Source organism: Streptomyces sp. NPDC093149 (assembly GCF_044754145.1).
In the GTDB taxonomy this organism is placed as follows: Bacteria; Actinomycetota; Actinomycetes; order Streptomycetales; family Streptomycetaceae; genus Streptomyces.
The window spans coordinates 1-13,179 of record NZ_JBIVON010000051.1 but is presented as its reverse complement, the minus strand read 5'-3'; the positions used below and the strand labels follow the sequence as shown (position 1 = coordinate 13,179).

At 67.2% G+C, this 13,179-nt stretch carries 16 protein-coding genes and 2 pseudogenes; 14 read left to right on the top strand and 4 right to left on the bottom strand.

Going from position 1 to position 13,179, the window contains the following annotated elements; translation table 11 throughout:
- The first annotated feature begins 77 nt into the window (after positions 1 to 77).
- Positions 78 to 638 (top strand): transposase, encoded by a 561-nt coding sequence (locus ACIQCZ_RS42010; protein ID WP_402291416.1) that lies wholly within the window; start codon positions 78 to 80, stop codon positions 636 to 638.
- A gap of 59 nt (positions 639 to 697) precedes the next feature.
- Positions 698 to 985: a hypothetical protein gene (locus ACIQCZ_RS42005; RefSeq protein WP_402291415.1), complete on the top strand. Its 288-nt coding sequence runs from the start codon at positions 698 to 700 to the stop codon at positions 983 to 985.
- 501 nt (positions 986 to 1,486) lie between these two features.
- Here the strand turns inward: ACIQCZ_RS42005 and ACIQCZ_RS42000 are convergent.
- Positions 1,487 to 1,801: pseudogene (locus ACIQCZ_RS42000) on the bottom strand (transcriptional regulator); the annotation flags it as partial.
- 275 nt (positions 1,802 to 2,076) lie between these two features.
- Between ACIQCZ_RS42000 and ACIQCZ_RS41995 the strand changes: the two are divergent.
- The 5 genes from ACIQCZ_RS41995 to ACIQCZ_RS41975 all read left to right on the top strand — a co-directional run bounded on the left by ACIQCZ_RS41995 (position 2,077) and on the right by ACIQCZ_RS41975 (position 4,851).
- Complete coding sequence (locus tag ACIQCZ_RS41995) at positions 2,077 to 2,682, top strand: fumarylacetoacetate hydrolase family protein (RefSeq protein WP_402291413.1); 606 nt, start codon at positions 2,077 to 2,079, stop codon at positions 2,680 to 2,682.
- A 73-nt stretch (positions 2,683 to 2,755) separates the two neighbouring features.
- Positions 2,756 to 3,133, top strand: coding sequence for a hypothetical protein (locus ACIQCZ_RS41990; protein ID WP_402291412.1), 378 nt, complete (start codon positions 2,756 to 2,758; stop codon positions 3,131 to 3,133).
- A gap of 219 nt (positions 3,134 to 3,352) precedes the next feature.
- Positions 3,353 to 3,964 carry a GNAT family N-acetyltransferase gene (locus ACIQCZ_RS41985; protein WP_402291411.1) on the top strand — a complete coding sequence of 204 codons (612 nt, stop codon included), beginning with the start codon at positions 3,353 to 3,355 and terminating at the stop codon, positions 3,962 to 3,964.
- 65 nt (positions 3,965 to 4,029) lie between these two features.
- Positions 4,030 to 4,347 carry a hypothetical protein gene (locus ACIQCZ_RS41980; protein WP_402291409.1) on the top strand — a complete coding sequence of 106 codons (318 nt, stop codon included), beginning with the start codon at positions 4,030 to 4,032 and terminating at the stop codon, positions 4,345 to 4,347.
- 78 nt (positions 4,348 to 4,425) lie between these two features.
- A complete protein-coding gene (locus ACIQCZ_RS41975; protein ID WP_383728728.1) occupies positions 4,426 to 4,851 on the top strand; it encodes a hypothetical protein in 426 nt (141 codons plus the stop codon).
- A gap of 52 nt (positions 4,852 to 4,903) precedes the next feature.
- On the opposite strand, the gene ACIQCZ_RS41970 is transcribed toward ACIQCZ_RS41975, so the two are convergent.
- Complete coding sequence (locus ACIQCZ_RS41970; protein ID WP_402291407.1) at positions 4,904 to 6,214, bottom strand: hypothetical protein; 1,311 nt, start codon at positions 6,212 to 6,214, stop codon at positions 4,904 to 4,906.
- Between the two features lie 592 nt (positions 6,215 to 6,806).
- On the opposite strand from ACIQCZ_RS41970, the gene ACIQCZ_RS41965 reads away from it, so the two are divergent.
- The 3 genes and pseudogenes from ACIQCZ_RS41965 (at position 6,807) to ACIQCZ_RS41955 (ending at position 8,666) form a co-directional block, all read left to right on the top strand.
- The gene (locus tag ACIQCZ_RS41965) at positions 6,807 to 7,520 is read left to right on the top strand and encodes an IS6 family transposase (protein WP_402291405.1); all 714 of its coding nucleotides are present in this window, start codon (positions 6,807 to 6,809) and stop codon (positions 7,518 to 7,520) included.
- 124 nt (positions 7,521 to 7,644) lie between these two features.
- A pseudogene (locus ACIQCZ_RS41960) lies at positions 7,645 to 8,445 on the top strand (Tn3 family transposase); the annotation flags it as partial.
- Positions 8,446 to 8,471: 26 nt separating this feature from the next.
- Positions 8,472 to 8,666, top strand: coding sequence for a hypothetical protein (locus ACIQCZ_RS41955; protein ID WP_402291404.1), 195 nt, complete (start codon positions 8,472 to 8,474; stop codon positions 8,664 to 8,666).
- 45 nt (positions 8,667 to 8,711) lie between these two features.
- On the opposite strand, the gene ACIQCZ_RS41950 is transcribed toward ACIQCZ_RS41955, so the two are convergent.
- On the bottom strand, positions 8,712 to 10,013 hold the full coding sequence (locus ACIQCZ_RS41950; RefSeq protein WP_402291402.1) for an MFS transporter: 1,302 nt from the start codon (positions 10,011 to 10,013) through the stop codon (positions 8,712 to 8,714).
- Positions 10,014 to 10,102: 89 nt separating this feature from the next.
- On the opposite strand from ACIQCZ_RS41950, the gene ACIQCZ_RS41945 reads away from it, so the two are divergent.
- On the top strand, positions 10,103 to 11,083 hold the full coding sequence (locus ACIQCZ_RS41945; protein ID WP_402291401.1) for an ArsR/SmtB family transcription factor: 981 nt from the start codon (positions 10,103 to 10,105) through the stop codon (positions 11,081 to 11,083).
- Positions 11,084 to 11,259: 176 nt separating this feature from the next.
- Here ACIQCZ_RS41945 and ACIQCZ_RS41940 read toward each other — a convergent pair whose 3' ends face one another.
- Complete coding sequence (locus ACIQCZ_RS41940; RefSeq protein ID WP_402291399.1) at positions 11,260 to 11,691, bottom strand: hypothetical protein; 432 nt, start codon at positions 11,689 to 11,691, stop codon at positions 11,260 to 11,262.
- Positions 11,692 to 11,709: 18 nt separating this feature from the next.
- On the opposite strand from ACIQCZ_RS41940, the gene ACIQCZ_RS41935 reads away from it, so the two are divergent.
- From ACIQCZ_RS41935 to ACIQCZ_RS41925, 3 genes are read left to right on the top strand one after another with little or no spacing between them, the layout of a single operon-like run.
- Positions 11,710 to 12,324 (top strand): hypothetical protein, encoded by a 615-nt coding sequence (locus ACIQCZ_RS41935; protein WP_402291397.1) that lies wholly within the window; start codon positions 11,710 to 11,712, stop codon positions 12,322 to 12,324.
- Between the two features lie 4 nt (positions 12,325 to 12,328).
- Positions 12,329 to 12,613: a hypothetical protein gene (locus ACIQCZ_RS41930; protein WP_402291395.1), complete on the top strand. Its 285-nt coding sequence runs from the start codon at positions 12,329 to 12,331 to the stop codon at positions 12,611 to 12,613.
- A gap of 40 nt (positions 12,614 to 12,653) precedes the next feature.
- Complete coding sequence (locus ACIQCZ_RS41925) at positions 12,654 to 12,860, top strand: hypothetical protein (protein ID WP_402291393.1); 207 nt, start codon at positions 12,654 to 12,656, stop codon at positions 12,858 to 12,860.
- Positions 12,861 to 13,179: the final 319 nt, after the last annotated feature.

Here is a 13,179-nt window from a genome sequence, read left to right as displayed (position 1 = left end):
CCATGGTCCGCGCCCACATCGCCACCTTGCGCGGGGCTCCGTCCGCCGCACCGCCCCGGCCACCGACGGTGCGGCAGGTGACCGGCTGGCTCACCCGTCACCCCGCGACCCTGACCGAGGAAGACCGGGCCGGCCTGAAGGAGATCCTGGCCCGCTGCCCCGAACTGGACAAGGCGGCCGGACACGTCCGCGACTTCGGCGAGATACTCACCGACCGCCTCGGCTCCACACTCCCCACCTGGATCGACGCGGTCGACGCCAGCCAGCTACCCGGCCTCACAGGCTTCGCACTCCACCTGCTCCGAGACCTCGACGCCGTGACAGCCGGGCTCACTCTCAACTGGAGCTCCGGCAGCATCGAGGGCGCCGTCAACCGCATCAAGAAGATCAAGCGGCAGCTCTACGGCCGAGCCGGATTCGAACTGCTCCGCAAGATGATCCTGCTCCAACACTCCGAGACGCCCCCAAGATCTGTGCGAGAGCCGAGAAGTAGGAACATGTGCTGCCACAGGGGTCCATGCAGGTGCCCAGCCGTGGAAGGATGGCCTCATGTTGATCCGAAAGGGCGATGCCGCGTAGGCGTCCCAAGGCCGTCCGTGCAGAGCGGTGGCGGCCACGATGGCAGTATCCGGTCCTGAGGGTCCATGGTGTCTCCGCGCGGACTCGTGCAGCAATCCGCCGGATCGAAGACCAGGAGATGTGGCCCAACGCGGTCGCTGGTGCGCTCTCTCGTTTCGAGTGGGCTTTTAAGCAGCCTGGACGCTACCTGAATGCCTCCGAGGCCTATTCGCCTGGGATAGAGGTGGAAGATGCCCGTGATGACCTGGAGTGGGCGATGCTTCACCTTCCTCCCGGAGCCAAACGGGACTTGGGCCGACTGATCACGCGCATCGATGAGGAATTCGAGCGCCGTACCTTGCCGGAGCCCAACAGCACCGAGTGGGCAGTGATGGGCTGGTGGTGGACCAGAATGCGTGAACGCTGACGGGCCCCGGGGCTCGTGACCCTCCCCTGCAATCGAACGCCACCGTCACCCTCCGCGACGGCTCCCCAAGATCTGTGCCAGAACCCAAAACTCGTGAACATCACCCGACCGTGGATCTGGGTGCCTCCCAAACCCATGAACAACTGACGGCGCTACTCGGGTTCTGGCACAACTTCTGTGATGCCACTCCGCCTCTACTCGTGCTCGCGCCGGGTCAACTCGCTGACCTGCTGTTTCCGCGCGCCTCACGAGCCGACGCAGCGATCGACAGGCCGTAATCACAGAAGTTGTGCCAGAACCGCTACTCGTGAATAAAGCCACAGCCTGGGAAGGCCGGGCAGGGCCTGAAGCAGGAGTGCCCGCCCCGGCAGCCGCACACTGTCGATCGGTCGTACTGCCGGTCGTCGAGGTGGATGTCCAGGCCACCTGGCCCCGTCCGCTGGCCGAGCTTGTCGACCAGCTCGCCGATACTGCCCGGAAGCTGCCCCAGGAGACGGTTGGTCAGGCTGCTCTGGTACCGACGGACGCGACCAGTTCGCGTACTCCGGGTGCCTGGGCGTTTCGTGTGCGCAAGTCGGTGACGATGGTGCGGATGGCGGGTCGGTCTCGGACTTCGCCTGGTGATGCCCGTAGGGCGGACAGCAGTTCGGCGGCCGTCTGCTCGGGTTTGCCCCACTGCCACCAGGCCCGGGCAAGGTCGGTGTGCATGCGGGCCCTGCGCTCGGGCGTCGTGAACTGGGCCGCGCGCAGGCCGCGTCCGGCTTCGAGGGCGGCGCCCGCGTCGCCGAGCGCCCAGTGCACGCCGACGGCATGCAGCCTCGCCGGCCGGACCGCGGTGGAGATCAGCCAACTCGTGCACCGGTTCGCCGGAGCACGGGTCATGCGGGACGGCGTACTGCAACGCTTCTTCCGCGACAGCCACGCAGGCAGCCAGCACCGCGGCTCCTCGCACATCGTGACGCAGAAGTGCGGCCGCATACTGTCGGGCACCCTGCCCGCCGGTGCGCACTGGGGATTCTTCGACCTGGTCGCCCCGAACACTCCGCCGTCGACGCCTGAACACGCCCCGCGCAAAGAAAAAGAGCAAAGACATGAAACTGGCAACCGTGCGCACCGCCGACGGGACGATCGCGGCCCGCCTGGACGGCGACACGTTCACCGAGATCCCCAGCCACACCGATGTCGGTGCCCTGCTGCGGAACGAGAACTGGCGGACGCTCGCGGCCGAGGCCGACGGCCGCCGCATCCCGGCCGCGGGCACGGAACTCGACACGGTCGTGCCGAACCCGTCGAAGGTACTGTGTACCGGCCTCAACTACACAGGACACATCGAGGAGATGGGCCGGGGCCTGCCTTCCCACCCCACTCTCTTCACGAAGTTCGCCGACACCCTGACCGGCCCCGCCGACCCCGTGGCCGCCGTGCCGGAGGACCCGGAGATGGACTGGGAGGGCGAACTCGCCGTCGTCGTCCGCCGCACCGCGTACAAGGTGACCGAGGACGAGTCGGCCGACTGCATCGCCGGGTACACGGTGGCCAACGACATCTCCATGCGCGGCTGGCAGTACGAGGCGGCGATGCTGGTGTGGGAGTTCGTCGACCAAGCACTCGCGGCCGCACAGCTTGTGCCCGCTACCGGATCGAGGTCGTCGCCCTGGCCGCCCAGGCGGCAGACAGCCGTCAGCGGACCCTTGTGAATCACGCGCGCGCTCTGGAACTCGACGTGCAGACCCCGCTGCCGACCCCGGCCGTGCACGCCTGCGTGTCACCGTGCTCGACGCCGACCACCAGGCGCTCGGCCGAGATCACGCGGCGCCGTGGGCGCTGACCGCCGGGCGCCTGCACCTCTACACCGAGCAGGAGGCCGCCCGCTTCCATGCTGTCCAGCGGGCCCTGTACCGGGTGCTGCCGCGGATGCGGGAGGAGGTACGCAGTATCACGACGCAGGCCCGGCCGCTGATGCCCGCCCAGTGGGGGGCCTGCCCGGTGGAGCACCGGACCGGGCCTGTCCGGCTTCCGCTTCCGGCGTCCGGGGCTCCTCCCCCGCAGCGAGTCGGGGCGCGGACGGATCGTCCGCTACTGCGGCGGTACCAGCCGGAACTCCTCGGTTCCCACCATCACGGCGGACACGCTACCGACGGCGAGTGACACCGCCTGAGACGCGCTGAGACACCGCCAGCGTTCCCCCTTGCGCCCGATCGCCGAGCACTTGGACGGGGTGTCTCGCTGGCCCCGCTTCCCGGCACGTCTGATGGGTCTCGAGCAGGCGGCTCTCGGAATCGCGGTTACCGGGCCCGACCGGAGAATAGATTGCACTAGTACAAAATATTTTTGCATCTAGTACTAAGCCCGATTAAGTTCAACGGCATGCCTACCTCCTTTCCCACACCAGTCACGCTCACCGGCCGCCACATACGCCTGGAGCCACTGACAATGGAGCATCTCGACGACCTGTTTGCGGCGGGAGGCCGTGATGAGGAGGTCTGGAGGTGGCAGGGTGGGCCGGCGCCACAGACTCGGGAGGAGCTGGGTGGCAAGCTCGCCGCACTGTTGGAGGGCGCCGCGCGTCGTGAGTGCGTTCCTTTCGCAGTCATCCACGGCGCGAGCGGTCAGGCTGTCGGCTGGACCACGTACATGGACATTGATGTGACCAACGAACGGCTAGAAATCGGCTGGACGTGGTACGGGCGCGCGTTCTGGCGCACCCAGGTCAACGCCGAGTCGAAGCTGCTTCTCCTCACCCATGCTTTCGAGAACCTGAGCATGGGACGCGTGCAGTTGAAGACCGACTATCTCAATCACCGCTCGCAGGCGGCCATTGCTCGTCTTGGCGCGCACCGCGAAGGGGTCTTGCGCCGTCATCGCCGACGGCCGGACGGCACCTGGCGCGACACGGTGTACTTCTCGATCCTTGCCCAGGAGTGGCCTGCAGCCAAGGAACGTCTTGCCGCCCGCCTCGAAGGGCGCGGCCATCACTGAAGCTTCCCCTTGATCGTGGACGCCTGGAGACTGGGATCTTGAGGTTCCAGAGGAAGTAGCACCAGGTGGGAAGCAAGTACACGAAGCGGTACACCGAGGAGTTCAAGCGGGACGCAATCGCGCTCGCGGTGCCGAGGGTCGGCCGGGTCGAGGAGACCGGCGATCCGTCGCTGCCGTACCGGCTGCTCGGCCGGAACGGGATCGCGGTGGCGGCGGTCAGCGAGTTCATGCTCGCCGACGACGACAGTCCGGCCTCGCTCCGCTCGTACGCGTACGAGCTGCTGGCCTGGTTCCGACCTGTTAACGCCCGATCCGACCGAGAGCTACGGTCAGTGCGCGACCGTAGATGTGCAGAAGGCCTACTCGCAATAGCGCGAAGTTAGAGTGTCGTTTGATCTTTCCTACCGGCCGAGGAATGGAGTGCTTTCGTGGCCTCATTGGTTCGAGAAGACGTGCTTGACGTGCGGGTTTCCTTCAACAGTTTCGCCTTCCAGGAGTCGGACGACAGCTTGGTCCCGGTGCCGTACAACCAGGCATATGAGCGAGGCGGCTTCCTGACCGAGCACTCGCGCAGGATTGATGTGTACAGCGGGGCGCATACGCACGACGCCGAGGTGCGGGTGCGGGTCTGGGACATGGAGCCAGAGACGGGTGGCGGCCCCTGGGACGAGCAGGATGAGGTCGACTTCGAGTCGGCCACCGGGGATGTCGCGGTCTGGTCGACGGTTCATGGCCGCTTGCCTGATCTGATCAGCTTGGGCGCCCCGGGCCGGTGGCGAGTCCGGGTGAGCTGTTCGGGTAGGGCCGAGGCCAAGCGAGTGTCCGAGCAAGAAGGCGTCGCCTACGGTGTGGAGAAGTACGTCGTCGACTTCTGGCTCCAGCGGTGACAAAGCGGGCTCGCCCCAAGGGGGAACACTTGGAACGAGCCCGCATCCTCGGTCAGCTGATCTTGACGATGAAGCCGTCTTCCGGGCCGTCAATCATGCGGTTGTTCGTGTAGAAACCGGCCAGCAGATTGCCGGCGGCACCGTTCTGGGTGCCGTCCAGGGGCATTGCGGAGTAGTTATTCCTCTCTACGTGGACGTCGTACTCCTCAATGGCGGATCCCTCATAGGTGGAGGCGAAGGGAAACTCGTCGCACTCCTTGCCTCCGTCAGTGTAATTGTCGCCCCAGTAGCGCTTACACTCGCGGACCGCGACCGCCCGGTTGCGATCGTGCCGCTTCTTGTCGAGGTAGAGGCGGGTCAGGGGCTGGTCGATGGTGTCCCCGGGGACATCCTTAAGTGCGTTGAGCGGCTTGGTCGCCTTGGGGTTCGTGAAAGCCAACTTGATGTGATCGGCAACGGCCTTCTCCGGAGCGCCCGGCTGGGAGCTGTATTCGAGCGTGGCGATCATGCTGAAGGCCGCTCCCCCCTTGTTGGCAGGGTTACCTGCTCCCGTGGAGTTGCGCAGGTAAGAAGCGGAGTCCCAGCGAGGGGCAAACATGAACGGCTTGCCCGTGACAGGGCTTGTGCCCACCCAGCCAGCAGGCAGCGTGCTGGTGATCTCAGGTTGGTAGACAGCGTATACGAGATCCATCACCGCTCCGCCCATGCCTTGACCCGGTGCGTAGCGCAGAGTGTGGGTGTAGTGCGGTGCGGCCTGCATCTGCGGCCATGTTTTGGTCACCGGAAGGGCGTTGTTCATGACGGGCTTGGCTTTCGAGGGAGAGGTCATGGGGACGACTCCCTTCAGGCCGATCTTCAGGCCAGCGACGCCGGTGGTGCCCACGGCGGTGAAACCGGTGACGTCGTAGTCGAAAGACATGGTTCGATCGGCTTCCTTGGGCACCGACCCGCGAATGTACACGTAATAGGTGCTGGTGCCGACTGAACCCTTGCTTGTGGCCCAGATGGTCGTGACCTGCTGAGCTGTGCACACCGCGAATCGGGACTTGATGTAGACCTGTGCGGTGCCGCCCATGTTCTTCTTGCACTCGTCCAGCGTCATCGAACGGGCGGGCTCGGGGTAGCTGACCGCGCTCGCTGCCAGCGGTTTCGGTACCGCGGTCCGGTTGAGGGGGGCGGTAGCCGCCGGGACAGTGGCGCGCTTGCCGTAGGCGGCTGCAGGGCCGACGACCTCCTTCGGCGTAGTCGCTGCGGTGGATGTCCGCGCGGTGCCGACCATGGAGTTCAGCGCCCCGGAAGAGCGCAGTGACGCCGGCGAGGGCACCGGAGTTCCCACAGGCAGGACAAAGGTCTGAGCCGTCATCGCGCCGGACTCTGCGGCCCCCGCAGGGTTTACCGTCGGCAGTATGGAGGCCGTTGCCGCCAGTATGGCGATGACCAGATGGCGCGTGCGCCGTTTGGAGTTGATGGTGTTCCCCCCTGGGAGATGAATCAAGTTGTATGTCGCCGCAGTGATCTCCGCCTGCAGTCTTCACCACCCTCTTCAACTAGAAGATCGAATATCCAGGCAGCGGAATCACGATGTCCTGAAGTGGAGCGTTGTTGGCCAAATAGCCGATCTTCCATGGGAGTCCGTCACAAATGGCACCTGGACGAATACTGAGCCGTATCCAAGCTGGCGTTGCTGACCGCGAGTTGGACAGTCCTGCGCAAGGGTGAAGCTCCTGGTAGACGGGTTCTCGACCAAGATCACCCGTGTCCGCCAGGAGCTTCGTGTGCATGCCGATCCGTCCTCGATCGATCTGTCCAGCCGCACTCTGCGGTTCCTGACGGGGCAACTGGCCGTGAGGAGGCAGGAGATCGGGACGCGGTGGCGACGGTGTTGTCAGGTTGAGCGGAGCCCTTCTCCAGTGGCATGGTCATCTGTCCGGTCGGATCGCCTGGAGGGGCTGCTCGTGGACGCGCCGTCGTACCGGGGTTTCCGCTTTCCGCGGGAGGTCATCGCGCACTGCGTGTGGCTGTACCACCGCTTCGCCCTGAGCCTGCGCGATGTCGAGGAGCTGATGCTCGAGCGCGGCATCGAGGTCTCCCACGAGACGATCAACCAGTGGACGCTCCGGTTCGGCCCCGCCTACGCCAACGCGCTCCGCCGGCGCCGTCCGAAGCCAGGCGACAAGTGGCACCTGGACGAGGTCTTCGTCAAGATCCAGGGCCGGCAGCGGTACCTGTGGCGGGCTGTGGACCAGGACGGGAACGTCCTCGACATTCTGCTGCAGAATCGCCGCGACGATGCCGCTGCCAGGCGCTTCTTCCGGAATCTGATGAAGAAGACCCGGTCGGTGCCCCGGGTGATCGCCACCGACAAGCTCCGCTCCTACGGCGCCGCTCACCGCCACGAGATGCCTTCCGTGGAGCACCGCTCGCACAAGGGCCTCAACAACCGGGCCGAGAACAGCCATCAACCGACCCGCGAGCGTGAACGGGCGATGAAGGGCTTTCGCAGCGTCGGCGGAGCCCAGCGGTTCCTGGCTGCATTCAGCGGCATCTCACCCCACTTCCGGCCCCGGCGCCACCTCATGACCGCCACCCACTCCCGCGCCGAGATGGCCACCCGATTCTCCATCTGGGACCAGATCACCCGCGTCGCCGGCCTGCCTGCCGCGGCCTGAGCACGGAGCCGGAACCTGCCCCCTCCACACCCGACACACCATCAGGCACTCACTCCCTCAACAATGTGACAGCGCCGGCCAAGCACATCCCCGGGGTGTCCGGGCATGAGCTGTCGTACGTGGCCTCCTCAAGAACACGTCCAAGGTCAAGCCGACCACCGTGCACGGCGACACCCAGGGCCAGAGCGTGCCCGTTTTCGCCCTGGCGCACCTGCTGGGCTTCGATCTGATGCCCCGGATCCGGAACTGGAAGGGCCTGACCTTCTACCGCCTGTCCGAGCAGAGTGAGTACGTCCACATCGACTCCCTGTTCGGGGAGGCGGGCAAGAACGTCATCGACTGGGATCTGATCGAGTCCCAGTTCCGGCACCTGATGAAGGTGGCCGTGTCCGTGGGGGAGGGCGCCATCTCCTCCTCGACCCTGCTGAAGCGGCTGCGCTCGGGCTCGCACAAGAACTCGCGTTCCGCGAGGTCGGCCGCGTGATCCGCACGGTTCAGCTTGCTGCGCTACCTCTCGGACGCACCGCTGCGCCGGCGGGTGACCGCGGCGACGAACAAGGTCGAGTTGTTCAACCGGTTCTCCCAGTGGGTCGGCTTCGGCAACCACGGCGTCATCGCCGACAACGACCCCATCGAGCAGGAGAAGACCATGAAGTTCAACGCCCTGCTTACCAACGCCGTCATCTTCCACAACGCCCTGGACATCTCGGAGATCGTCCGCCAGCTCCTCGAAGAGGGCTGGGACATCGCCCCGGAGCACCTGGCCCACATCTCGCCGTACCTGGCCGAGCACATCAAACGGTTCGGCGAGTACTTCACCCACGAACTCGGCATCCAGCCCGAGGCGTACGACCCCAAGCTCGACGTCGACTTCACCCTGCTCCGCGACGACCTGCGCGCTGACGGCTTCGGCACTGCGGCATGACCATCCGCCTTCATAAGGCCGGGCCCATGCTCCATCCCGCACCGACCACCGGTCTGTGTCTCTACAGCGCGCCGCGTACGGACATCGACGAGGCCGGAATCGGCCACGACGCCCTGCACCTGTACGCGGCCGGGCACACCACCTCCGGGGTGCCGATGACTGACTGCGACTGGCCCGGCATCGACCTGTGGGACAGAGAGACGTGGGGGTGGGGTGTGTGACGGCTCGCGGCCGACCTGACCTGCGATGGTTACTGCGCAGGAGGACTACACGCATTGCTGTTCGGTGCCGTTCTCTAATCCCGTTGAGTAGTTCGGGACGGGGACCGGGGAGGTGGTCGGGTGCCAGGTGAGAATCCAGCCGGCGGTAAGCGCCGCCGCGCCGCCCGCCAGGGCGATTGCGTCGCCTGTTCCGATGCCTGCGGCCACCGAGCCGAAGCAGGCCGGCCCGACGCCCTGTAGCGTCATGCTGCCGGAGCCGAGCAGACCGAAGGCCTGGCCCTGCCCATCCTGCGGCAGGGCGTCCAGGAACGGACGTTGCAGGCCGAGATTGTAGGCGTATCCGAGGCCGCTGAGCAGCAGCAGACAGGACGAGACGCCCACTCCGGGCTCGGCAGCAAAACCGATTAGCGGCAGCCCCGCCAGCGCAACCAGCGGGACTACCAGTCGCTCCCGGGCGCGTGGCCGTAGCAGTCGCCCCACCAGCAGGTCACCGACAAGCATGCCAACCGGCAGACAGCCCATCAGCACCGCGTACCAGCCGGGCGCGAAGTCCCGTTCTCCCGCGTAGGCGACGATGAGGCCTTCCGCACCCGCCACGAACGCGGGCGGTAGCCACTGGGCCAGCATCAGTCGTCGCACCGTGCGTCCGCGCAGCAGCAGGCCGGCACCGTGCAGGCTTGCACGGACGGTGCCGCCATCGCCCCGAGCGCTGCCGGGTGTGTCGCCGAACTCCTCCGGCTGCAGCCGGGGTAGCCCGATGCGGACAGCGAGCGCGCAGCCGAGGTAGAGGGCGGCGCTGACCGCGAGCGCCCGGCGTGGGCCGAGTGCCGCGACGGCCGCACCTCCCAGGGCCAGGCCGCACAATTGCGCGCCGGAGGCAGCGATGTTGTTCAGTGAACGGCCCAGTACATAGGCGTCGCCCTCCAGCGACTGAGCGACCAGCCGACTCGACGCGCCGTGAAAGACCGGTGTGGCGAGGGAGACCAGCGCCACGACACAGAGGCTTGCCGCGATCGGCATCCGCACCAGGGCGAGCAGCAGGGCGGCGGCGCACGTCAAGGCGTAGCCGCCGGTGATGAGCGCGCGGGGCGGCAGTCGGTCGGCCAGTGAGCCCAGCAACAGCGAGCCGAACAGCTGCGGGATGAAGCCGATACCGAAGGCCAGTGCGCTCAGCAGCGGGGAGCCGGTGGCCGAGAAGACCAGAACCGTGAACGTGGTGATCCGCAGCGCGTCCGCGGTGATCGCGACGGTGCGGGTTGAGAAGAGCAGCCGGAATCGTGGCTCGGCCAGCACCTCCCGGTAGGTGGCACGGTGGTTGCCCTGCGCAGGTTCGGCGGTTGGGGTCATGACGTCCAGCCTCGCCGTGCGCCCATGCCACTCACCAATGATTCGTCGTTGGACGAATCGGAACAGACGTCTGGCGGTAGCATGGCGCGGTGCTGCGCTTCGAAGTTTCCGTCGAGGACCTGCTGCGCAGCCGCTTCGCACTGTCGCCCGCGATGAACCTGTGCTTCCTGCTGCGCTCGCTCGCCGACCAGGACAGTCCGCTGCCGCGAGCCTGGGCCACCCGGCTCCTGCCAGCCTTTGAACGGCTTCGCCGCGAGACCGAACTGAACGCGGCCCTCGCCCTGCACACCCCACGATCCGGACCGAACTTCGTCGCCCCGCCCCCGCGCGGCCTCAACCAGACCTGGGCAGACGACCTAGCCATGATCCGGGCCACACCACTGGAAACGGCCCGCCACGAAATCGCCACCAACGCGACCGGCCCGTCCGCCCGCGATCCCCGCGTCCGCGCAGTGCTGGACTCGCCGGACGCCATCTCCAGGATCGCCGAGGCGATGGATCAGGCATGGCACGAGCTGCTCGCCACGGACTGGCCGCAACTGCGCGCGATCTGTGAGCGCGACGTCGTGCACCGGGTGGGTGTGATCGGCGAACACGGGTGGGTCAAGACCATCGAGAGCCTGCACCCGAGCATCGCCTGGCAAGCCGGCGGTATCGAGGTCGGCCACTTCCCTCAAGTCGGAACAGTCCGCCTCGCCGGCGACGGGCTCCTGCTGATCCCTTCGGTCTTCGTCGCGAATATCGCCGCCCACCTGGAAGACCCCTGGCCCAGGACCTTGATCTATCGTGCCCGCGGTACCGCCGCCCTGTGGAGCGAACAGGAAACCGTCCCCCAACCGGACACGCTGACCGCTCTGGTCGGCCGGTCCCGAGCCCGGCTGCTGCTGGCGCTGGACGCCCCGGCCAGTACCAGCCACCTCGCCCGAAGCCTCGCCATGGCACCCGGCGCGGTAGGAGACCACCTCGCCATCCTGCGAGGCGCGGGGCTGCTCGTCCGCGCCCGGTCCGGACGGTCCATGCTCTACCGGCGCACCCCGCTCGGCGAGGCGCTGGTCGCCGGTTCGGGCTGAGGGCTCGGATCAGCACAGCAGCTCTACGACCAGCAGCTCGTCCGCCCCCCGGCGTCCAGCGCCTGACTTCCACCGGGTCATGAAGAACGTCGTCCAGGACAGATCGCTGCCCGATGACCTGTGACAGCGATTCCTAATGCCGTTTGCCAAGCCGTTCTGGTTGGGGGCGTGGGGGTTCAGTCGGCCGACGCCTCGCACCTCTCGATCTTTGTAGCGACTGATCGGCGCTGCAGCCCGTCGGCAATGCGCTCCATCTCGACCAGCGTGCCAACCAGGCCAGTCTCTTGGAGCGCGCTGGCCATCACCCGGGCCTGGCCCAGGGACAGGTGGAGCATCTCACGCAGGACTCGCAGGACGGGGACGAGGCTCGACTCGTCGTCCGCGAGGCGAAGCCGTGCGGGCCCATGCTCTGCCAGCAGGGCATTCCTGATCTCTTCAGGAGTCGCTCCGCCTGTGTCCTGCTCGCACCACCCGTTGGGGCAGGCAGTGCATGGGCCTTCGGTGCCCCACCACAACTGCCCATGGTCGATGTACTGGCCAACGTCGAATATCAGCACGCCACCGCAGTCGTCGCACCGCGCCGTGACCTTTACTCCTTGAGTGATCACCGGGCTCCTCACCGTCCGATGCCGGCAAGCGGATACTCCCGCAAGCCTGCCCGTCAGTCGATCGTGTTACCGCTGGCCCGGCAGATCGGCTGTACGACAGAGGTGTCACGCTGCAAGCGCCGGCGGCGGCAGGGGCTCGTAGCGGGAACCACCGTCGTCCAGCGCTACCGCAACACCCTCGGGCCGCTGGAGGGCGCGATCGTCCTCGTCTACACCTCCTCCAGCGACCGCAGCTCCCCCTACGCCGCCGCGTGCCTCGGCTGCACCTACCGTGCGGCCCGCAACGACCGCCGCGTCCGGCTGACGGAGAAGGAGGCCGCCGACCTCGCCAACGCGCACGCCGCCCACTGCCGCGCGATCAACCGAGGCGTCCCGGCGCTCCCCGACGACACGGGAGCCGCGCAGATCGTGCGAAGCCGCCTGCAGAGCAAGCGCCCGCACGGCACCTCGCCGCACCCCGTGCGCCTGACCGACTTCCTCGAGGATTGCGTCGACCTCCAGCGCGACGACGACTTCATCAAGCAGGCGATGTTCGAGATCGTGCGGACCGAGGGCCACTTCCTCAAGGCCGCGCCCGCGTACAGCGGCACCGGCACCCGGTTCCTGGTCCAGCCGCACCCGCCCCGGAAGTGACGCGGTGCGCCCCCGTAAGGCCGTGCTCCTGGCGGCCGTCATCCCGGCCGCGGTCGGCACGGCGGCCGCCGTCCTCAAGGCCGGCCACTGGCGGCTGTACGCCGACCGGCACCGCATCACGCTCTCGCCCCAGCCCCGCCGCTCCTGCCCCGACTGCCGGGGCGCGGGCGGCTGGTGGGTAGGCGGGGCGAACCCGGAGATGGAGGCGTGCGGCTGCTGGTCCGACCGGCGCGAGCTGCGCATCCGGCTCCTGCCTGTCCCGGCCTGGCCGGACGAACCGCCGTTCTGAACGCCACAGCGCAGATCAGGCACTCGAACAGGAGGGCACGATGTTCCAGGAACACGACGAAGTCGAGATCACCGGCTGCGAGTACGACTCCCGGCTGATCGGGAAACGCGGCTTCATCATCGACCAGGCCCCGCCGTTCAACGACCGCTGGGCCGTCCACGGCATCCCCGGCATCCTCACCGCCAACAGCGGCGGCTTCTACGCGCACGAGCTGCGCAAGACCGGCAACACCAAGCCCCGCCGCTGACCCGGACCCCGACCACCACACCGCACAGACCATCGCCCCGGCCGAATCGGCCGGGGCGACAGCGCTTCCGCGGGGCGACCGCAGCATCGGCAAGAGGCCAGCCGCCCCGCTCCCCTTCACCCATGTTGAGATCAGGAGACCTCCAGCATGCATCGTCCCGCCGCCTTCGCCGCCCTGCTCGGACTGACCCGCGCCGCCAGCGCGATCGGCGACTTCTGGGTTAACCTCGCCGTTTCAGTTGAGGTTGCTGGGTGACTGAGCGAGGTTGTTTGAGGCAGTGTCGGCCGGTGGACATGGCGATGGCCCGACGCGAGGTCGG

Excerpts from the sequence above, each read along its gene's own strand:
- ACIQCZ_RS41985 (WP_402291411.1), top strand. The coding sequence starts at position 3,353 with ATGCCTACCTCCTTTCCCACACCAGTCACGCTCACCGGCCGCCACATA.
- ACIQCZ_RS41970 (WP_402291407.1), bottom strand. The coding sequence starts at position 6,214 with ATGACGGCTCAGACCTTTGTCCTGCCTGTGGGAACTCCGGTGCCCTCG.
- ACIQCZ_RS41995 (WP_402291413.1), top strand. The coding sequence starts at position 2,077 with ATGAAACTGGCAACCGTGCGCACCGCCGACGGGACGATCGCGGCCCGC.
- ACIQCZ_RS42005 (WP_402291415.1), top strand. The coding sequence starts at position 698 with ATGTGGCCCAACGCGGTCGCTGGTGCGCTCTCTCGTTTCGAGTGGGCT.
- ACIQCZ_RS41955 (WP_402291404.1), top strand. The coding sequence starts at position 8,472 with ATGCTCCATCCCGCACCGACCACCGGTCTGTGTCTCTACAGCGCGCCG.
- ACIQCZ_RS41950 (WP_402291402.1), bottom strand. The coding sequence starts at position 10,013 with ATGACCCCAACCGCCGAACCTGCGCAGGGCAACCACCGTGCCACCTAC.
- ACIQCZ_RS41925 (WP_402291393.1), top strand. The coding sequence starts at position 12,654 with ATGTTCCAGGAACACGACGAAGTCGAGATCACCGGCTGCGAGTACGAC.
- ACIQCZ_RS41935 (WP_402291397.1), top strand. The coding sequence starts at position 11,710 with ATGCCGGCAAGCGGATACTCCCGCAAGCCTGCCCGTCAGTCGATCGTG.